The 17,321-nt window shown below is 64.3% G+C and carries 19 protein-coding genes and 2 pseudogenes; 7 read left to right on the forward strand and 14 right to left on the reverse strand.

Features of this window, described 5'->3' with window-relative positions; all coding sequences use genetic code 11:
• From SE91_RS37630 to SE91_RS14230, 4 genes and pseudogenes are all read right to left on the reverse strand, one after another.
• Positions 1-128, reverse strand: a pseudogene (locus tag SE91_RS37630) (aspartate-semialdehyde dehydrogenase); the annotation flags it as partial.
• Between the two features lie 234 nt (positions 129-362).
• Positions 363-965: a PepSY domain-containing protein gene (locus tag SE91_RS14220; protein ID WP_061848017.1), complete on the reverse strand. Its 603-nt coding sequence runs from the start codon at positions 963-965 to the stop codon at positions 363-365.
• 248 nt (positions 966-1,213) lie between these two features.
• Positions 1,214-1,957 carry a TetR/AcrR family transcriptional regulator gene (locus SE91_RS14225; protein ID WP_061851124.1) on the reverse strand — a complete coding sequence of 248 codons (744 nt, stop codon included), beginning with the start codon at positions 1,955-1,957 and terminating at the stop codon, positions 1,214-1,216.
• A gap of 136 nt (positions 1,958-2,093) precedes the next feature.
• Positions 2,094-3,251 (reverse strand): annotated as a pseudogene (locus SE91_RS14230) (patatin-like phospholipase family protein).
• A gap of 242 nt (positions 3,252-3,493) precedes the next feature.
• Here SE91_RS14230 and tgt point away from each other — a divergent pair.
• A complete protein-coding gene (gene tgt, locus SE91_RS14235) occupies positions 3,494-4,639 on the forward strand; it encodes a tRNA guanosine(34) transglycosylase Tgt (protein WP_061851125.1) in 1,146 nt (381 codons plus the stop codon).
• Positions 4,640-4,649: 10 nt separating this feature from the next.
• On the opposite strand, the gene SE91_RS14240 is transcribed toward tgt, so the two are convergent.
• A complete protein-coding gene (locus SE91_RS14240; RefSeq protein WP_008563902.1) occupies positions 4,650-4,868 on the reverse strand; it encodes a hypothetical protein in 219 nt (72 codons plus the stop codon).
• Between the two features lie 220 nt (positions 4,869-5,088).
• Between SE91_RS14240 and cysK the strand changes: the two genes are divergently transcribed.
• Positions 5,089-6,078: a cysteine synthase A gene (gene cysK / locus SE91_RS14245; RefSeq protein ID WP_061848018.1), complete on the forward strand. Its 990-nt coding sequence runs from the start codon at positions 5,089-5,091 to the stop codon at positions 6,076-6,078.
• Positions 6,079-6,081: 3 nt separating this feature from the next.
• On the forward strand, positions 6,082-6,381 hold the full coding sequence (locus SE91_RS14250) for a BrnA antitoxin family protein (RefSeq protein ID WP_245318454.1): 300 nt from the start codon (positions 6,082-6,084) through the stop codon (positions 6,379-6,381).
• Positions 6,382-6,395: 14 nt separating this feature from the next.
• On the opposite strand, the gene SE91_RS14255 is transcribed toward SE91_RS14250, so the two are convergent.
• Entirely contained in the window at positions 6,396-7,826 is a 1,431-nt protein-coding gene (locus tag SE91_RS14255; RefSeq protein WP_061848019.1) for a caspase family protein, read from the reverse strand.
• A gap of 203 nt (positions 7,827-8,029) precedes the next feature.
• The gene (locus tag SE91_RS14260) at positions 8,030-8,905 is read right to left on the reverse strand and encodes a DMT family transporter (RefSeq protein WP_061848020.1); all 876 of its coding nucleotides are present in this window, start codon (positions 8,903-8,905) and stop codon (positions 8,030-8,032) included.
• A 146-nt stretch (positions 8,906-9,051) separates the two neighbouring features.
• Here SE91_RS14260 and SE91_RS14265 point away from each other — a divergent pair, with 146 nt between their 5' ends.
• Positions 9,052-9,450: a RidA family protein gene (locus SE91_RS14265; RefSeq protein WP_008569699.1), complete on the forward strand. Its 399-nt coding sequence runs from the start codon at positions 9,052-9,054 to the stop codon at positions 9,448-9,450.
• A 54-nt stretch (positions 9,451-9,504) separates the two neighbouring features.
• Here SE91_RS14265 and SE91_RS14270 read toward each other — a convergent pair whose 3' ends face one another.
• The 3 genes from SE91_RS14270 to SE91_RS14275 all read right to left on the reverse strand — a co-directional run bounded on the left by SE91_RS14270 (position 9,505) and on the right by SE91_RS14275 (position 11,105).
• Complete coding sequence (locus SE91_RS14270; RefSeq protein WP_060736119.1) at positions 9,505-10,050, reverse strand: hypothetical protein; 546 nt, start codon at positions 10,048-10,050, stop codon at positions 9,505-9,507.
• Positions 9,995-10,345, reverse strand: a complete 351-nt coding sequence (locus SE91_RS35310; RefSeq protein ID WP_082813722.1) for a hypothetical protein — start codon at positions 10,343-10,345, stop codon at positions 9,995-9,997. The genes SE91_RS14270 and SE91_RS35310 overlap by 56 nt, the downstream gene beginning before the upstream one ends.
• A 172-nt stretch (positions 10,346-10,517) precedes the next feature.
• On the reverse strand, positions 10,518-11,105 hold the full coding sequence (locus tag SE91_RS14275; protein ID WP_008563869.1) for a formyltransferase family protein: 588 nt from the start codon (positions 11,103-11,105) through the stop codon (positions 10,518-10,520).
• Positions 11,106-11,610: 505 nt separating this feature from the next.
• Here SE91_RS14275 and SE91_RS14280 point away from each other — a divergent pair.
• Together SE91_RS14280 and SE91_RS14285 are read left to right on the forward strand one after the other, a co-directional pair.
• On the forward strand, positions 11,611-11,829 hold the full coding sequence (locus SE91_RS14280) for a hypothetical protein (protein ID WP_061848021.1): 219 nt from the start codon (positions 11,611-11,613) through the stop codon (positions 11,827-11,829).
• A gap of 155 nt (positions 11,830-11,984) precedes the next feature.
• Positions 11,985-12,416: a hypothetical protein gene (locus SE91_RS14285; RefSeq protein ID WP_008563867.1), complete on the forward strand. Its 432-nt coding sequence runs from the start codon at positions 11,985-11,987 to the stop codon at positions 12,414-12,416.
• Positions 12,417-12,429: 13 nt separating this feature from the next.
• On the opposite strand, the gene SE91_RS14290 is transcribed toward SE91_RS14285, so the two are convergent.
• The 4 genes from SE91_RS14290 to SE91_RS14305 all read right to left on the reverse strand — a co-directional run bounded on the left by SE91_RS14290 (position 12,430) and on the right by SE91_RS14305 (position 16,025).
• Entirely contained in the window at positions 12,430-12,732 is a 303-nt protein-coding gene (locus tag SE91_RS14290; RefSeq protein ID WP_061848022.1) for a hypothetical protein, read from the reverse strand.
• A 431-nt stretch (positions 12,733-13,163) separates the two neighbouring features.
• A complete protein-coding gene (locus tag SE91_RS14295) occupies positions 13,164-15,212 on the reverse strand; it encodes an acetoacetate--CoA ligase (RefSeq protein ID WP_061848023.1) in 2,049 nt (682 codons plus the stop codon).
• 232 nt (positions 15,213-15,444) lie between these two features.
• Positions 15,445-15,672 carry a hypothetical protein gene (locus SE91_RS14300; protein ID WP_061848024.1) on the reverse strand — a complete coding sequence of 76 codons (228 nt, stop codon included), beginning with the start codon at positions 15,670-15,672 and terminating at the stop codon, positions 15,445-15,447.
• Positions 15,673-15,818: 146 nt separating this feature from the next.
• The gene (locus SE91_RS14305; RefSeq protein ID WP_245318455.1) at positions 15,819-16,025 is read right to left on the reverse strand and encodes a hypothetical protein; all 207 of its coding nucleotides are present in this window, start codon (positions 16,023-16,025) and stop codon (positions 15,819-15,821) included.
• 176 nt (positions 16,026-16,201) lie between these two features.
• Between SE91_RS14305 and SE91_RS14310 the strand changes: the two genes are divergently transcribed.
• The gene (locus SE91_RS14310; RefSeq protein WP_061848026.1) at positions 16,202-17,293 is read left to right on the forward strand and encodes an AI-2E family transporter; all 1,092 of its coding nucleotides are present in this window, start codon (positions 16,202-16,204) and stop codon (positions 17,291-17,293) included.
• The last annotated feature ends 28 nt before the right edge of the window (positions 17,294-17,321 follow it).

Consider the following 17,321-nt stretch of genomic DNA (forward strand, 5'->3'; position numbering starts at 1 on the left):
CTGGCCAGCGCCTTAAGCTTGCCGACGCGGAAGCCGCGCTTGTCCATGGTGGCGATGAATTCGGCGCCCACTGCACCGGTGACGCCGACAATCGCGACGACGGGATCGTTACTCACTTTGTCCTCCATTGAATTGAGAATTCAAACACAAAAAAGCCCCGGACCATCGAGGGCGGGGCTTGCCGTAGAGCTGATGCGTTTAAGTCGACGACCTACGCGCGCACGCCTCCCCGGGCCCCTGGGGCCGTGGTGGTTTTGGTCGTGCGTTTGGTGGTCGTGAACATGGCGGCGACTTATGCGGGAGAGTCTTGCCCCCGTCAATGGCTTTTCGCCCGGGCCGAGCCCGCCGCTATTTGGCAGTCGCTATTTCGTCCTGGCGCCCGGCGGCTCCAAGATGACCTCCTTGAGGTCGTCGCCGCTGATCACGACGATCGCGAAATTGAGCCGGCCGCGTTCGCGCACCAGTCCGCCGCTGATCGCCTTGCCCGAGGCCGCGCGTTCGGCGACGCGCACGGCATCGGCAAGGCGGTGCCTGATCGCGCCGAGCGCTGCGAGATTGCTGCGATCGTCGTGGTCGAGTTCGGCGAGGGGGAGGGCGGCTTCACCGCCGACGAGCTCTCCGGTCGAAGCATTGATGGTGTGGCGCCAGATCCGGTCGTTGTGCAGGGTCTTCACGCGGTAGACCGGGACACCCGAGCCTCCGTCGAAACTCACATCCGCCGTCGTGGCGCCGGCGTGTCGGCCTTCGGCAATCGCCATGGCCTGGCTGATCGAGATCGACGAGCTCCGGAAGCGCTCGATCTCGCGGCTCACCGCTTGGCGATCGGCCTCGGCGTTGCCATCTGTCTCGCTGTGAAGGGCGGTGGGTGTGCTTCCGGCCGAGACGATCGCCTGCGCCGGCGCTGCGATGAGCACGGCCGACAGGGTGGCGGCAAGAAACGTCCAGGGATGTCGTCGTGCCTTCATGCTCGAACCTTCCGCCAGCAAATGTGCCGGATGATCGTAAAGAATTCGCGGCCGACCTTGGGCAAAGGCCGGCCGCGGAGCGTCGTAGCAGGTTGTGCCCGCCGCGGCGTTCGAAACAGCACGAACCTCTTTGGGGCTGGTGAAAAAGCGGTCAGTGCTGCTATAACAAAACCATACCGTATCGTTTTATTTCGGTCAATGGCGCAGCCATGGCCCCCGGAGGATAAGGTCGCGCGCTCACGGAATTGTCAGCGGGACGGGCGCCGCTGCGTGCCCTTGGCGGAGTTCTGGACGCGGTCGGCAGGCCCCAGCGCGCCAGCCAGGAATAGCTTGATCGCCGCCCGCATGCGCTTCTCCGCGGCCTTCATCTCCAGCGCCGTTCCAAACGTGGCCATGCGGTGGGTGTGACCGACGACGACGTCGAGAAACACCTCGGCGGCAATGGTGGTGTCTTCGACATCGAGCGCGCCTTGCGCCACGAGGTGGTCGAAGAAGCGCGCCGTGGTGGCGACGGCCTTGAGCCAGCCCTCCTCCTTGCCGAGCTTGGCGACGTCAGGAAAGTTGATGGCCTGTGACGTCATCATGCGGCTGAAGGCGACGGCGTCGGGGCCGCAGGTGAATGTGAGCATCTCGCGCCCGATCTCGATCAGCCGCTGCTCGACCGGGATGTTCGAGCCGCTCGAGAGCTGTGTCTCCGCCGCCGCGGAGAGCGGCGCGAGCCAGCGATCGATCTCGCGCCTCAGCACGGCTGCAAACAGCCCGCGCTTGTCGCCGTAGCGGGAATAGACGGTGGGCTTGCTGACCCGGGCCGCTTCCGCGACCGCATCAAGCGAGGTCGCGTCGAAGCCGCGATCCAGGAACAGGCGGGTGGCGACCTCGATCAGCCGCTGGTCGCGCTCGATGGCGGCTGACTTCGTAGGCCGGCCACCGCGCGATTTCGTCACCTCGCGCCGCGGCGCTGCCGGTCTGGTCTTGGTCGCAGTCAATCCCATGCCCAATGATTCCTGCGCGGTCGTGATATCGGTCATTCGCTCTATATCGCGCAGGAGCGGAGGCGTCATCGCGAATCTGGCCGGATTGGCCGTATCGTCAACGGTTTCGGTATGGCCTCGTTCCCTCACGAGGGGATCACGGAAGCGACGAGGTCCAGGCTTGGCCGGCGGCGGCCTTGTCGTATCCGTACTGATACAGCGCCCGCATATAGGCGGTGTCGAACCCTTCCGAGGGCGACGCCGGATAGTCGCGTGCGATGTAGGAGAGATGGAAGCCGAGGCGGTTACGTCTGGCAAAATCATAGGTCGAGAAGATGATCGAGCGCGTCTGCGACTGGGTGATCGCAGACAGGCTGCGCGAGGCGACGTCGATGGTGCTGTTGGAGACCAGCTCGAAATTGCGTTCGATCTTCTTGTTGACAAGGATGTAGATGTCCAGCTTCGCGCTGCCGGGCAGGCGGCTGCCCTGGAACAGCAGGGCATCCGGCAGCGTCAGCACCGGTGCCGTCACGCCACCGTCGACATGCATTTCCTGGAAGCGCCGGCCCTGGCCTTCGGCGTCGATCATGATCGGCGGAAACACCAACGGAATGCTGGCGGAGGCCGCCATCACGTCGCGAAACAGTTTCAGCGCTTCGGGCGTTCCGACCGCGGCGATCTTGCCCATGTCCCAGATCGCTGTGCGCTGGGTGTCGAGATCGGTGGTCACGATCAGCAGCCGGCGTCCCCTGGCATTCTAGCGCGCGACCTGCGCCATGATCTCGGGCCCGACATAGCGGGCGACGAGCTCGCGCAGCCTCGTATTGCCGAACAGGCCAGATCCGAACAGCACGCGCATGATGCTGGGATCGTTCAAAAGGCTCTCTGCGATGCCGCTGGTGTAGACCTCCCTCAGCGTGTCGTCATATTGCGAGCCGAGGAAGGCAAAAGGCGCGATCAGGCCGCCGGTGCTCACGCCCGAGACGACAGAGAAGGTCGGACGGGTTCTGGCCGCCGTCCAGCCGTTGAGCACGCCGACGCCGTAAGCGCCATCGGCACCGCCGCCCGACAGCGCCAGATACGACTTCGTCGCCGTGCTGTTGTCCTTCTCGAAGCTGAACTTCGTGACGGGCTCGTCGGCGTAGCGCCTGAGGCCATCGATATCGAGCACGCGCGATGTGCTGGCTTCCGCGGCCGTATAGGGCGTGCGGGGCAGGGACGTGCAGGCGCCGAGCGCCAGGCTGCATACCAGGGCCAGGACGCCGCTCAGGCGGGCGCCTGTCCGCCTGATCCAGCCGTGCGGGTGGCTGGACATTTCGGTCGATCGTGGAGGGAGGGGCATCGTCGATGGCTGGCGATCACGCTTTTACCGCCGCCGGCATTCTGCCGCGGCATTCTCGTCCAGCCCCAGGATAAAACTACACTGTATCGTTTTGTTTAACAAGGGCGGCAGGCGCCGGCATAGGCCCGATTGTGTCCTAGTCTGAGCCATTGGCGGGCCGTGGCATGGTCCCGGGCGGGTTGATCGGCCTCGTCCGACACGCAATAAGCACCGCCATGAATCCCGACAATGACCTTCCCAATCACTTTGAGTTGCTCGCCACCGATGGCGCCGCGCGCACCGGACGCCTGACCACGCCGCACGGCGTGGTGCGGACGCCGGCCTTCATGCCGGTCGGCACCGCGGGTGCCATGAAGGGCATGCACTGGCGCGAGGTGCGTGACGCCGGCGCCGACATCGTGCTCGGCAACACCTATCATCTGATGCTGCGCCCCGGCGCCGAGCGGATCGCGGCGCTTGGCGCCTTGCAGACATTCACGGGGTGGAACGGGCCGATGCTGACGGATTCCGGCGGTTTCCAGGTGATGTCGCTGGCGGACTTGCGCAAGGTCAGCGAGCACGCCGTCACCTTCCGTTCGCATATCGACGGCGCCAAGGTCGAGCTGTCGCCGGAGCGCTCGATCGAGGTGCAGCGCCTCCTCGGCTCCGACATCGCCATGCAGATGGACGAATGCGTGCGGCTGCCCGCCGAGCGGGCCGACATCGAGCGCGCGATGCAATTGTCGCTGCGCTGGGCCGAGCGCAGCAAGCGCGCCTTCGCGAGCGCGCCCGAGGGCTACATGCTGTTCGGCATCGTCCAGGGCGGCGACGTGCCGCAGCTTCGCCATGCAAGCGCGCAAGGCCTGGTCGAGATCGGCTTCCACGGCTATGCGATCGGCGGCCTCGCCGTCGGCGAGCCGCAGGCGGTGATGCTGGCGATGATCGACGAGACCGCACCGTTGCTTCCGAAACAGCGGCCGCGTTACCTCATGGGTGTCGGCACGCCCGATGACATCCTCGAGGCGGTGAAGCGCGGCGTCGACATGTTCGATTGCGTGATGCCGACCCGCAATGGCCGGCATGGCGTTGCCTTCACGCGCTTCGGCCAGGTCAATCTGCGCAATGCGCGCCACGCCGACGATCCGCGGCCGCTCTACGAGGAGAGCTCATGGCCGTCGACGCGCAGCTGCGCGCGCGCCTATTTGCATCATCTCGTCAAGGCGGGCGAGACACTGGGGGCGATGCTGCTGTCCGAGATCAACGTCGCTTACTATCAGTCCCTGATGCAGGGCATCCGGGACGCGATCGCACAGGGAAAGTTCGAGGAGTTCTACCAGCGTACGCGCGAGGACTGGGCGAGGGGCGATATCGCCCCGCGCTAGCTTGCAGAGATCAGTTGCATACGAAACGCGTCTTGACGGCGTGCTTGGTCACGAAGCCGTACCCGCAATTGTCGCAGGTCCAGAGATAGCTGATCATGTGGTCCGAGACGTAGGCGGATGCTTCGGCGGCGACCATCGAGTCGGCGCAGACCGGACAGGTGGGCAACTCGCTGCAACGCGGATCGCGGTTCAGCGCGACGGTCGACATCACTTCAGCAACTGCTGACATCGTGGTGACCTCCCTGCTTTAAGACGTAAGTCTAACATAAGCAGAAGAGGTTGACGAGGTCGCAACACAAATGCGTTGGTTTTCTGATATTTGCAGCTCACGTGATTTTGCAATGCAGCGTATTTAACATGTGCCGCATTGCCGCTTGCGTGTCGCCGCGAGCTGTCTGTAACTGCGTAGGGCCACGACAGAAGCGCATTGTTGCCACAGGGAGCTCATCATGGACGCATCGTTGGAGAAGGCTGCGAAAACGGGTGCAGCGCACCAACCCGGTCGCGGCCGAATCTATGACTCGATCGTCGACACTTTCGGCAACACGCCGATCGTGCGTTTGCGCCGGCTGCCCGCCATGCACGGCGTGAACGCGACGATTTTGGCAAAACTTGAATATTTCAATCCAGCCGCGAGCGTGAAGGACCGCATCGGTGCGGCTATGATCATCGCCATGGAGAAGGCCGGCATCATCAAGCCGGACACCGTGCTGATCGAGCCGACCTCCGGCAATACCGGTATCGCGCTTGCCTTCGTCGCGGCCTCGCGCGGCTATCGCCTCAAGCTGGTGATGCCGGAATCGATGTCGATCGAGCGTCGCAAGATGCTGGCCTTTCTCGGCGCGGAGCTCGTGTTGACGCCGGCAGCCCAGGGCATGAAGGGCGCCATCGCAGCCGCAGAAGAATTGTTGAAGACGACGCCGAACTCGGTGATGCCGCAGCAGTTCAAGAACCTCGCCAATCCCGAGGTGCATCGCCGCACCACGGCGGAGGAGATCTGGAACGATACGGCCGGCAACATCGATGTCTTCGTGGCCGGTGTCGGCACCGGAGGCACCATCACCGGCGTCGGCCAGGTGTTGAAGCCGCGCAAACCGTCCTTGCGGGTGGTGGCAGTCGAACCGGAGGAGAGCCCGGTGCTCTCGGGCGGCCAGCACACCCCGCACAAGATCCAGGGCATCGGCGCCGGCTTCGTGCCTGACATTCTCGACCGCTCTGCGATTGACGAGATCGTGAAGGTCAACTCGATGACGGCGATCGAGACCTCGCGCGCGCTGGCGCGGCATGAAGGCATTCCGGGCGGCATCTCATCGGGCGCTGCGATCGCGGCCGCGCTCGAGATCGGCAAGCGTCCGGAAGCTTCCGGGAAAACCATCCTCGCGATCGTGCCGTCCTTCTCCGAGCGGTATCTTTCGACGGCTCTGTTTGAGGGAATCTAGCACATGGCGGATCAACCGAGACGGCCGCGGACGCTTGGCGATGCCAGGACGGAAGCCGAGGCGGCGTTCAAGAAGGTGACGGCCAAGGTCGCTGCGGCGCCGCCCAAGCAAAACGCCGTTCCTGGTATCAAGGAGCAGGTCACGCTGCGCATCGACCAGGACGTGTTGGCGTTCTTCCAGGAGGGCGGGCCGGGCTGGCAGGACCGCATCAACGAGGCGCTGCGGAAGGGCCGCGGGGAAGTAGGCGCCGCGCGATCAGCGTCCGCAAAGAAAAAGCCCGGCGCGAGCCGGGCTTTGTCTTGAGAGTGCTTGGCGCCTCAGCGGCGGAACATGCCGCCCATCATGCCGCCGACGACGCCGCCGACGAAGGCCGCACCGGCAGCATCGCCGGGATTGCTGCGATGCTGCGCTGGTGCCGGCGCGCTGCTCTGGGCCGGGGCGCTGGCCGCGCGCTTGGCTGGCTTCTGGCTGGTGTCGCTCGCCGTCGCCGGGGCAGCCACGATCTCCGAGAGCAGGGCTTTGTGCTGGAGCTTGTTCAGGTAGCCCGATGTAGGATAGCCGCGCGCTGTCTGCCAGCGCTTGAGCACGGATCGCGTCTCGTCGTCGAACACGCCGGTCAGCTTGGTGTCGAAGCCGAGCGCTGTCAGCCGACGCTGCACATCGCGGCGCTTGTTCTTGTCGAGGCCGATCTGATCCTCGGTGACCTGGGTGGACTCGTCGGTAAAGGTCGCGGGATCGACGCCGGCGGTCAGCGTGCGGGTCGCGGTCGAGGGGCCGCTCTTGATCGCCGCGAGGCGTGCGAGCGCCAGCGCCTTGAACTGTCCGTTCGGATAGGCCGTGAGATAGGCGTTGAGCTCCTCCGGCTTGTTGGATTCCTTCACCGAGCGCCAGTACTCGAGCTCGACACCGTCCGAGCTGCCGGCTGCGGCCGGCAGGATGCCGGTCGCGGTCGGCGCCGCGGTGGCGACCTGGGTGGTCGGCGCCTGATTGAGGTAGACGCTGCCAGTCAGGTTGGTATGGCCCCAGGGCAGCTGGCCCTTGCGGGTCTCTTCGTTGACCTGGGCGCGCACCGACGTCATCGCCTGCTGGATCTCGACGCCCGGCCTGGTGATGTTGTCGATCAGCGCGCGGGTGAACGGGCTGTTGTTGCCCTCCTGGCCGTCGAGCGCGGTCTGGCCGGGGCCGGTGGCGAACGCGATCAGCGTGCCTTCACCGGACTTCATCTCGGCAAGGCCGCTCTGCACGTTGACGCTGCGGGTGGCGGCATTCGACTTGATCTTGGCGGCAAACGGATTGTCGCGGCAGGCGTCGAGGAAGACCAGCTTGACCTTGGCATCGCCCATGGTCTGCTCGAGCGTCAGGTCGATGTTGATGGCGGCGCCCAGCTTGACGTCCATCTCCGATTTGATGTCGGCGTCGACCGGCAGCAAATAGTTTGTGCCGCTGACGGCGATGCCGTGCCCGGCATAGTAGAACAGCGCGATGTCGGAACCCTGCGCCTTGCGGCCGAAGTCGAGCAGCTTCTCCGTCATCTGGTCGCGGCTGAGATTGGATCCCTCGATTACCTCGAAGCCGACATTGCGCAGCGTCGCCGCCATCGCCTTGGCGTCGATCGGCGGGTTCGGCAATTGCGCGACGTTCTTGTAGTTGCCGTTGCCAACGACGAAAGCGACGCGGCGGTCGGCCTTCGCGGCACTGACCGACAGAGCCATGCACATCAGCGAAGCGAGGAGGGTGAGATAGCGCATCTGAGATCCCCAACAGAATCGAATTGCAGGCAGCAACGAATTGGCAACGAACCTACACGAAGTGCCCGACTTCGTGCCACCAAAACGGCAGTATGTCGCATCCAAACCGCTGCTGTGTGGCCGAATGTGCACGATAGGCAGCTTCCCCAACGTGATCCAAATCACACGGCCACTTTGATTTGTCGCGTGAGGCGACGGCAGGTTCACTGTGCGCGAGCGGGAACCACGGACGCCGGTTTCAAATTCAGAAGATTGCCGCAGAGGATCAGCGCCGCGCCGAGCACGGTCCAGGCGTCGAGGCGCTCGGAATACAGCAGCCAGCCGGCCGTCGCCGTGAGTGGAACCCGCAGGAAGTCCATGGGAACCACGATGGTCGCATCGGCGTACCGGAGCGCGCTGGCAAGGCAATAGTGCGAGAACGTGCCGCAGACCCCGATGACGAAGAGCCAACCCCACATGTGGGCCGATGGCCAAGTCCAGGCATAAAGTGTCGGCAGCAGGCCGACGACCATCTGGACGATGATCATCCAGAACAGGATCGACAACGCGCTTTCGGTCCGGGTCAGCGACTTCGCCAGTATCATGGAGATGCTGAAGCCAATCGCAGCTCCCAGCGCGATCAACTGACCCGGATTGATCTCGCCGGTGGCGGGCCGCACGATCATGACAACGCCGATGACGCCGAGCACGACCGCGGCGATCTTCCAGACCGTCATGCGCTCGGACAGGAAAGTTGCCGCCAGCAGCGCCGTCCAGATCGGCATCGTGAATTCGATCGCGACGACCTGGCCGATCCCGATCAGCGTCAGCGCGTAGAACCAGCCGAGCTGTGCGAAATAATGGACACCATTGCGCGCGAGGTGCTGGGGGAGGCGTTGGGTCGCGACCGCCTTGAAGCCGCCGGCGCGGAAAATGAATGGCAGAAGCAGGAAGAACCCGATCACCGATCGCACTTCCATGATCTGGAAAACGCTCAGCTCGCGCGTGGTCTCGCGCCCGGCGACCGCCATGACCAGCATCAGCGCCAGCCAGCCCGCCATCCACAGTGCAGCCATCGTTTTGGACGGTGTCGCAGTCATGAGCGTGGGTGCGGAAAATCGTGCCTGAGGGGAGGCCGGTATCGGCGACATCGCTGCCGTTTGCAACGGCCAAATCTGCGGATGCAGCGATGCAGGAGGACGTGCTAAGGCAGCATTGAACAACAAGACAAGGGAGAGCTTCGCTCATGCAAATCTTGCAACCGGCCGAATGGAAGAAACCGCGCGGCTTTTCCCACGGTGTCGTGGTCCAGGGGCCCGGCCGCTGGGTGGTTCTCGCCGGGCAGACCGGCGGCGATGAGACCGGCAACTACGCGCCCGACATGGCGGCACAGGTTGCGACCGCGCTGAAGCGGATCATCAAGCTCTTGGCGGAGGCCGGAGCGGGCCCCGAGCACATCGTTCGTTTAACCTGGTACCTGACCAGCCGCAGCGAATATGAGGCCGCGGGCCCGGGCATCGGCGCCGCCTGGAAGGAGACGCTGGGGCGCAATTTCCCGCCCTCGACGCTGCTTTACATCGGTGGCCTGGTAGACGAGCGGGCCAAGGTCGAGATCGAGGTCACAGCGTTTGTGCCGAACGCATAAAAAATCGACCCGGCGTGGACGCCGGGTCGATCGTTGGGTCACGGCGCTGTCGTCTTACTTCGACAGCGAGATGTTGGCGCCGCGGAACTGGCTGTCTGCGCGCATCGAGACGTTCTGCTTGTTGCCGCTCGTCTTCAGCGAGATGTTGGCGTTAAAGCCGGCGGTGGAGGCAACCAGCTCGTAATTGCCGCCGGCGCCGCGGCCCTGGAGCGAGCCGGAGATGTTGCGGCTGGCTTCGGACCAGCTGCCGGCGATTGCGCCGCCCTCAGCCCTGACATTGGCGCCGAGGTTGAACTTGTAGGCGTCGCTGGCGCAGGTCAGCGACATCTCCATGGTCGGTCCGATCGGGGCGTACTTGGCCCGGCAGCGGATGCGCTCAGTCGAGCCGTCGTCGAGGGTGACGGTGCCGCTGCCGCTCCAGCTGCCCGCGAGCGAGGCAAACGGGCCGGACTGGGCGTTGCTTTCCGTGTTGGCGAGACCCGCCGCAAACAAAACGGCGGCCGCGATCAGCAGCCGCCGGCCTTTGGCGCGAGCCTCAATTGGTTTATTGGCGCGATGCTTCCCACCGCCCGCTGCACGGTATGCCTGCAGATGCTCCATTCCACTTCCCCGATCCGGCGTTGCCGTTGAGTTGACCGTTGGCATATGCACCATTGATCGAAACTTTCACAAGTCCCCCGCTGCCGATGGTGCCGGAAACGTTAGCGCCCGGCGCGGAGATCTTGCCGTCGGCAACCGTCAGCATGGAGCTTGCGGTCGGCTCGCAGGAGCCGCTCTTAGTCACGATCGTGACCTGCCAATTGCCGTCATAGGGGCTCTGGGCAAAGGCGGGAGAGGCGAAGGTGGCGGAGAAAACTGAGGCGGCACAGAGCACCGCAATGCGACCAAAACGCATGAATTCCGTCCTTGAATCTGTCTGATATGCTGTCGCTTATTCGGACGAAATGTGACGGAAATTTGTTGCGACGCCAAACCGAAAATTGTTCCTGTGGGAACAATGGTTTATTTCAGTTTTTGCCTCCGATTTTCGAAGCAGAATCAATGCGGTTTCACGTTAAGGGTAAACATCACGAGAGACTCGGGGCCGAGGTTGCGAACTGCTCGTCCTGAACCTTGGCCGGAAGCGCCTTGTGGACTTTGGCGTAGTCGATCACGTCGGCCAGCAGCTTGAGGCCGAGGGGCGCCAGCGCGCGCTCCCAGAGCTCCCGCGCCGTCTCGCCCTTCCTGACGAAGCACCAGTCCTGGGCGGCGATGGCGCCTGCGTCCATGCGGTCGGCGAGGTGGTAGATCGTGCCGCCGGCGATCGGGTCGCCTTCCTTGATGGTCCATTCCACGGCTGCCTTGCCGCGATGGCGCGGCAATAGCGAGGGGTGATAGCCGATTCCACCCAGCTTGGCCGCGGCGAGCGCGTCCTTGCCGATCCGGGCGTGGCTGTGCGCCGTGATGATCAGGTCAGTATCGGGCGCGATCTCGGAGGCCACCACCAGCTTCGGATTGGCCTGGACCACCACCTCGATGCCGGCCGCCTTGGCGGCCGCGGCGAGACGATCGTCGGCATCCGCCACCACGACCCGAACGATCGTGACGCTGTGCTCCCGGAGCATGTTCAGGGTGGTCACGCCGAAATGTCGGGAGCCGACCAGGGTAATGCGCATGGGTGTCCGATCTGTCTCGCAGTTGCGTCATCTCCCGATAACACGTCCGGACGGCCTGTCACCATCCGCGCCGGGTTTGGGTGGGTTATCAACAATGCACCAGCCGCCGGAGGCGACGAATTCCGCCGCTGGACATCCGCTCGCCCCCGGCGCCGCCCGTGCGCATGACAGCGTTGCGGATGGCCACGGTCGAGCCGGCAGGTGATGCGTGCCTCGGTTCCTGTGTTTCGTTCTAGACAGAAGAGATGCTCACTCTGCCGTAAGAATGACGGACCGGGGCTGGCGACATTTCAACCCGCATCCGTTTTCGAACCCGGCTTGGCCGCTGGCATGGTTGCCAGCGGCTTTTTCATGCCGCCCTGACGAAATCACCCCACGGTAACATGTTCTCAACCAGCTTGGCGTATCGACGAATCCGTCGCGGATTTGTATTGCGTACCGCGACACCGAAAATGTCCCGCCGGCGTGGGTGCGTCGCGCGGGCCTTTTCGCCGGGACCGATTTCATGCCGAGCGCGATTGAGCAGATCGTCGACATTTATGTCCGGCTGAAGAACCGGCGCGGCCTCGACGAGCTGATGATGCACAGACAGCGGCTCGCGGTCGATCTGAAGAGCAGGTCGGGCTATGATTTCAGTCTGCCCATCGGCAAGATCGACGAGGAGATCGCGATCATCGAGGCAGGCCTCGGCAGACTGAAGGCGGAGCAATCCACGACCGTGTAGCGGGATCCGGCACTTGCGACCTCCTGCGGTACGACGCATCGCCGCATTTCGATCCTGGTTCATGTAAGGTTCAGCGCGGCCGTGGCTCAATCGGCAGGTCGTTTCGTGGGACACGAATCCTGCTAGGCTTGTCCCGGTCATTTGGAGGAGAGGTCATGATCGTGCTTGCGCTGGCTGGCTTGATTGCATTTGCAAACGTGCCCGCGGCACCGCCGGAGCCGATGATGGAGCAGGTTCAGTTCAGGGGTGGTCCAACCGGGCAATGTCCTCATGGGTATGATTACAACCACTCGAACGGCCGCTGCTATCCCAACAACGCTCATGCGCCAGGCGTCTACAACAGGGGCTACGGACCGGGCTATGGAGGTGGCGGCTATGCAGGCGGCGGCCTCTGTCCGCACGGGTATGACTACAATTATTCGGATGGCAGCTGCTATCCGCACGGCGCGCGTGCCCCCGGCACCTATGGGCGTTCCCAAGCCTATGGACGTCGTGGCGGGCTCTGCCCCGACGGTTTCGCGTACAATTATTCGGACGGCCAATGCTACCGCAACGGCATGCAGCCGCGTGGGTACTACGGGCGCTAGTTGATCGGATCGCTCAGTCGCGCCGGCCGCCGTCGATGACCGTGAACAACGGCCGCGCCTGAGTCGGCTCGACCAGCAGCTCTTCCACCAGCGCGGTTGCCGCATCCACATATTTGCGCGTCGGCTTGTCGAGCGGCCGCTTGGCCTCGTCGTCGAGCGCGACTTTCGCGGCCTCGACCAGCTTGCGCATGCGCGCCGCATGGTCATCACCCGCCGTCAGCGTGGCGCGTGCCAGCGAGCGCAGCACGAACAGCTCGCCTTCGAGGCGCAGCAGACGGTCGTTGAGCCTGGTGAGGACGGCGTTGAGGTCGGCCATGGCCTGATGTTCGGCGCGGGAGGATTCGTCCTGATCTAGCGGCGATCGGTGAACGGAGTCCAAACGCCATAGGCGCAATTAAGTCGATCGTCCGGTCCAAGTCGTGGACCCCCGCGATCCCATCGATGTGAGCGATTGTGACGCGAAGATGAATGGTGCGGGCGGGTTCCGTGAACCACATGATGGGCGGGGACGTCTGGAGACCGTGCAATGCGTCCTGTCCTGGTTTTACTTCTCCTGATGTTAACGTGCGCGTCGGCCGCGGCAGCGCCGAGGCATCACGTGCGTCCGCGGGACCACGTCATGGTCCATCCCGACGCGCGTGTGGCGGTGCCGCCCGGCTGGTACAAGTTTCCCGGATATCCGCCGATCCCGCCGTCCGAAAACAGGAATCTTGACCCCTCCAATTTCGGCGGCGGGTGATCGCGGCTTCACGCTGCCGTTCTGGCCAGGTAGTCGCGCGCGAAGGCGAGATACCAGCCGAGACAGCCGGGATTGGCCATCGCCTCCTTGTTGATGACCTTTTCGACCGCCTGGCCAAGCAGGAGCTTCTTGATAGGCAGCTCCTGCTTCTTGCCGGAGAGCGTGCGCGGGATCTCGGCGACGGCGAAAATTTCGTTCGGCAGGAAACGCCGGGATAGACCGATCTCGATCGCCTTGTGGATCTTGGCCTGCATCGTATCGTCGAGCGCGACGCCGTCGCGCAACACCACGAACAGCGGCATGTAGCTGTCGCGGCCGAGATACTCGAGATCCACAACGAGCGAGTCCAGCACCTCCGGCAGAGCCTCGATCGCGGAATAGAGCTCGCTCGTGCCCATGCGCAGGCCGTGCCGGTTGATCGTCGCATCGCTACGGCCATAGATGACGCAGGAGCCGTCCGCATTGACCTTGAGCCAGTCGCCGTGCCGCCACACGGGCCCGCGACCGCTGTCGTCGAAATTGTCCGGATAGGTCTCGAAATAGCTGGCCCGATAGCGCGCGCCGTCCTTGTCGTTCCAGAAATACAGCGGCATCGACGGCATCGGCTCGGTGCAGACGAGCTCGCCGACCTCGCCCGTGACGGCGCGACCCTGGTCATTGAACGCCTCGACTGCGGCGCCGAGCAGGCGGCACTGCATCGCACCGGGTGTCTGCGGCAGTTCGCGATTACCGCCAATGAAGGCGCCGGCGAAGTCGGTGCCGCCGGAGATGTTGGCCCACCAGATGTCCGCATGCGCCTTGCTGCCGTTGGTCGCCGACAACGTCGCAAAGCGCGCATTGAACCAGCCCTGCGTGTCGGCGCTGAGCGGCGAGCCGGTCGAGCCGAGACACCGCAGTCGCGACAGGTCGCCGGCCGCGGTCAGATCGACCTCTGCCTTGGCGCAGTTCGCGAAGAATGCTGCGCCCGCGCCGAAGAAGGTCGCCTTCGAGTGCGCGACGAAACGCCACAATGTGGTCCAGTCCGGATTGTCCTTTGTGCCGCCGGGGCTGCCGTCGAAAATGCAGCAGGTGGTGCCGCCGAGCAGGCCACCGACCTGCGAATTCCACATGATCCAGCCGGTCGAAGAGTACCAGTGATAGCGCTCGCCGAATGAATTCGCGTGATAGGAGCAGCCGATATCATTGTGCAGGCCGAGCAGCGCCAGCACCACGATGACGATGCCGCCATGACCGTGGACGATCGGCTTCGGCAAGCCGGTGGTGCCGCTGGAATAAACGATCCAGAGCGGGTGATCGAATGGCAGCCAGGTTGGCTCGAAGGCGTCGATGGCAGCGCCCGTCATGGCGACGACGTCGGAGAGCAGGGCGTCCGGAGCAGCGGGCGGGGCGACCTCGCTGTGCAGGATAGCGTGCTCGACCGTAGGCAGCGAACGCCGCAGCTCGGCAACGACATCCTTGCGGTCGTGGTGTCGGCCGGCATAGCGAACGGCGTCGCAGGCGATCAGCACTTTCGGCTCAATCTGCTTGAAGCGGTCGATCACAGCAGGTGCAGCCATATCGGGCGCGCAGACGCTCCAGACGGCGCCGATGCTGGCGGCTGCAAGGAATGCGATGATGGTCTCGGGGATGTTGGGCAGATAGGCCGCAACACGGTCGCCGGGCTTGATGCCTTTGTCCTTCAGATGCAGCGCGAGTGCAGCGGCCTTGCGCCGCAGCTCGGGCCAGCTCGTCTCCGTCAGCCTGCCGTCCTCACCGGCGCTGACGATCGCAGGCAGGCCTGCGGCATCGGCGGCCTCGACATGGCGGAACACCTGCCGCGCATAATTGACCTGTGCACCGGGAAACCACACCGCACCGGGCATCTTGCGCTCGGCGATTACGTTCGCGAACGGCGTCGGTGATTGCAGGTCGTAATAGTCCCAGATGCTGCGCCAGAAGCCGTCGAGATCGCGAACCGACCACTGCCGCATGTCCTCGTAGCTCGAGAATGTGAGGCCACGCTTCTCGGCGAGCCAGGTGCGGTAAAGAGCGATCTGCGGAACGAAGGGGGCGGTCATCACGTGTCGACTTCACTGAGGCAGGAAAGGTAGAGCAGTGTGAACTTAGCGTGTCCCTGACCCGCTGCAACGCCCCAGGCGCGTCGGGGACGCGCGAAAATCGCCAGCGACGCTGCGGAGCCGGGGCGGGTCTCAGCATGTGCTACCATGTGGGGCGGCTCGTCAGCGCGACCGCTCTCGCACAAGGACGATCTCGCTGGCGCGGTCAGGCTGCCACGATGGGCGGCGAGATCTAATAGCCCACGTCCGCCCAGCGCCGTCCGAACACGGGCGGCCTCGTCTTCACCGCTTCCCAGCGGAAGAAGTGATGCCTGCCGGACCAGCTATGCACCACGCTGCTGCAGATGCTGCATTTGAAACAGCCGGAATGCGTATCGGCATGTTCCTCCCTGGTCGCGGTGTAGCTCATGCTGCAACCCGCACAGGTGAATTGTTCGATCGTCCAGATGCTGTTGGCCATTGCACTGAATGTTTCTTAAGACCTCGCCGACGGTAGCCGGGCGGCTTTTGCAGCGGCGTAAACCGGCCCAGGAAAATCCGGTTAATCGACGTTAGCCAAGCCGGGCTGCTTGTTGCGGCCACGGTCAGCCTCTTGCCAGCTGCGCATCAATCGTTCGCCGGGCCAGTCCGCATGTCACGATCAATGCGCATCTTCACGCGCCTGATGGCGAGCTGCGGCAATCTGCCTTGCACTCGGCCGGAGCGCACCTTCTCGCCGATTGAATAGGCGTAGCGCCAATAGCCGGGCGCACTGTTGCGCGTCAGCGAGAAATGGATGCTGCGGTGAATTCCCGCGTGGGAATTTGGCTCCATGGGGCGACCCGCCATCGTCCTGGAATGCGCTTTGGGCCGAAGCGTTCCTAATTCCGGAAGGGGCCTTCCGGCGGCTGGGCAGGCGCTCGTCTTGACGGCGGTTCCGCAGCTGGCATAACGGATTGGCCGCGCAAGTTACCGGAAGTTGCGTTCATGTCGCAGGGAAAGCAGTCGCCGTGAAAAGTCTCCGTCAGCTCCTGACGGGAGAGGATATCATCCAGCTCGTGATCCGGCTCGGCCTGCTCGCCCTGCTGATCATCTGGACTTTCCTGATCATCCGCCCATTCGTGCCGATCTTGGCCTGGAGCGGCGTCCTCGCGGTTGCGTTCTATCCGGCCTTCAGCTGGCTGGCCAAGATCCTCGGCGGCCGGCCGAAGACCGCGGCTGCGCTCCTGACCCTGATCACGCTGGGCATCGTCATCGGCCCTGCGACCTGGCTCGGTCTCAGTGCGGTCGATGGCGTGCGGGAGCTGGCGCACCAGCTCGGCACCGGCGATCTCGCGCTCCAGTCGGCGCCGGAGCAGCTCAAATCGTGGCCGCTGGTCGGCCCGTGGCTCTATGAGCTCTGGGACCAGACCTACACCAACATCCGAGCGGTGTTGCGCGAGGTGGCGCCATATCTCCAGCCGCTGGCGGGACCGCTGTTGTCGCTCGCTGGCGATGCCGGCCTCGGCACTGTCCAGTTCCTGCTTTCGGTGTTCGTTGCCGGCTTCCTGTTTCCGCACGGACCGCGGCTGGTTGCGGCCGGCCGCAACTTCCTGTTTCGCATCGTGCCCGAGCAGAGCGAGCATTTCCTGGGGCTCGCGGGTGCGACCATCCGCGCCGTGGCGCAAGGGGTGATCGGCGTCGCGGTGGTGCAGGCGTTGCTCGCCGGTTTCGGCTTCAAGCTTGCTGCCGTGCCGAGCGCTGGCCTTCTCGCCTTCATCGTGCTGCTGCTCTCGATCGTGCAGATCGGCGCCTTTCTCGTGCTCCTGCCGGTGATCATCTGGATCTGGACCGCCAAGGACGTCACCACCGCGCTGCTGCTCACCGTGTTTCTCGTCCTGGTAGGCTTCATCGACACCATGCTGAAGCCGCTCGTCATGGGGCGCGGCCTGACCACGCCGACCATCGTGATCTTCGTCGGCGTGATCGGTGGCACGCTCGCCCACGGCATCGTCGGCCTGTTCATCGGGCCGATCATCCTGTCGGTGGCTTGGGAGCTGATGATGGCCTGGATCCGGACGGAGGACCGGGTGGAGGGGGCAAAGGCCGAGCCGACGCCCTGACGGCCTGTGGTCAAGCCGCGCCCTCAAC

This window comes from Bradyrhizobium sp. DOA1, from assembly GCF_001593325.1.
Lineage (GTDB): Bacteria > Pseudomonadota > Alphaproteobacteria > Rhizobiales > Xanthobacteraceae > Bradyrhizobium.

What these genes read in the sequence shown, in the direction of transcription:
- SE91_RS14225 (WP_061851124.1), bottom strand. Translation starts at nt 1,957, where the DNA reads ATGGGATTGACTGCGACCAAGACCAGACCGGCAGCGCCGCGGCGCGAG.
- SE91_RS14265 (WP_008569699.1), top strand. Translation starts at nt 9,052, where the DNA reads ATGCAAATCTTGCAACCGGCCGAATGGAAGAAACCGCGCGGCTTTTCC.
- SE91_RS14260 (WP_061848020.1), bottom strand. Translation starts at nt 8,905, where the DNA reads ATGACTGCGACACCGTCCAAAACGATGGCTGCACTGTGGATGGCGGGC.
- SE91_RS14250 (WP_245318454.1), top strand. Translation starts at nt 6,082, where the DNA reads ATGGCGGATCAACCGAGACGGCCGCGGACGCTTGGCGATGCCAGGACG.
- tgt (WP_061851125.1), top strand. Translation starts at nt 3,494, where the DNA reads ATGAATCCCGACAATGACCTTCCCAATCACTTTGAGTTGCTCGCCACC.
- SE91_RS14280 (WP_061848021.1), top strand. Translation starts at nt 11,611, where the DNA reads ATGCCGAGCGCGATTGAGCAGATCGTCGACATTTATGTCCGGCTGAAG.
- SE91_RS14300 (WP_061848024.1), bottom strand. Translation starts at nt 15,672, where the DNA reads ATGGCCAACAGCATCTGGACGATCGAACAATTCACCTGTGCGGGTTGC.
- SE91_RS14220 (WP_061848017.1), bottom strand. Translation starts at nt 965, where the DNA reads ATGAAGGCACGACGACATCCCTGGACGTTTCTTGCCGCCACCCTGTCG.
- SE91_RS14275 (WP_008563869.1), bottom strand. Translation starts at nt 11,105, where the DNA reads ATGCGCATTACCCTGGTCGGCTCCCGACATTTCGGCGTGACCACCCTG.
- SE91_RS14305 (WP_245318455.1), bottom strand. Translation starts at nt 16,025, where the DNA reads ATGGAGCCAAATTCCCACGCGGGAATTCACCGCAGCATCCATTTCTCG.
- SE91_RS14295 (WP_061848023.1), bottom strand. Translation starts at nt 15,212, where the DNA reads ATGACCGCCCCCTTCGTTCCGCAGATCGCTCTTTACCGCACCTGGCTC.
- SE91_RS14270 (WP_060736119.1), bottom strand. Translation starts at nt 10,050, where the DNA reads ATGGAGCATCTGCAGGCATACCGTGCAGCGGGCGGTGGGAAGCATCGC.
- SE91_RS14285 (WP_008563867.1), top strand. Translation starts at nt 11,985, where the DNA reads ATGATCGTGCTTGCGCTGGCTGGCTTGATTGCATTTGCAAACGTGCCC.
- SE91_RS35310 (WP_082813722.1), bottom strand. Translation starts at nt 10,345, where the DNA reads ATGCGTTTTGGTCGCATTGCGGTGCTCTGTGCCGCCTCAGTTTTCTCC.
- SE91_RS14290 (WP_061848022.1), bottom strand. Translation starts at nt 12,732, where the DNA reads ATGGCCGACCTCAACGCCGTCCTCACCAGGCTCAACGACCGTCTGCTG.
- SE91_RS14255 (WP_061848019.1), bottom strand. Translation starts at nt 7,826, where the DNA reads ATGCGCTATCTCACCCTCCTCGCTTCGCTGATGTGCATGGCTCTGTCG.
- cysK (WP_061848018.1), top strand. Translation starts at nt 5,089, where the DNA reads ATGGACGCATCGTTGGAGAAGGCTGCGAAAACGGGTGCAGCGCACCAA.
- SE91_RS14240 (WP_008563902.1), bottom strand. Translation starts at nt 4,868, where the DNA reads ATGTCAGCAGTTGCTGAAGTGATGTCGACCGTCGCGCTGAACCGCGAT.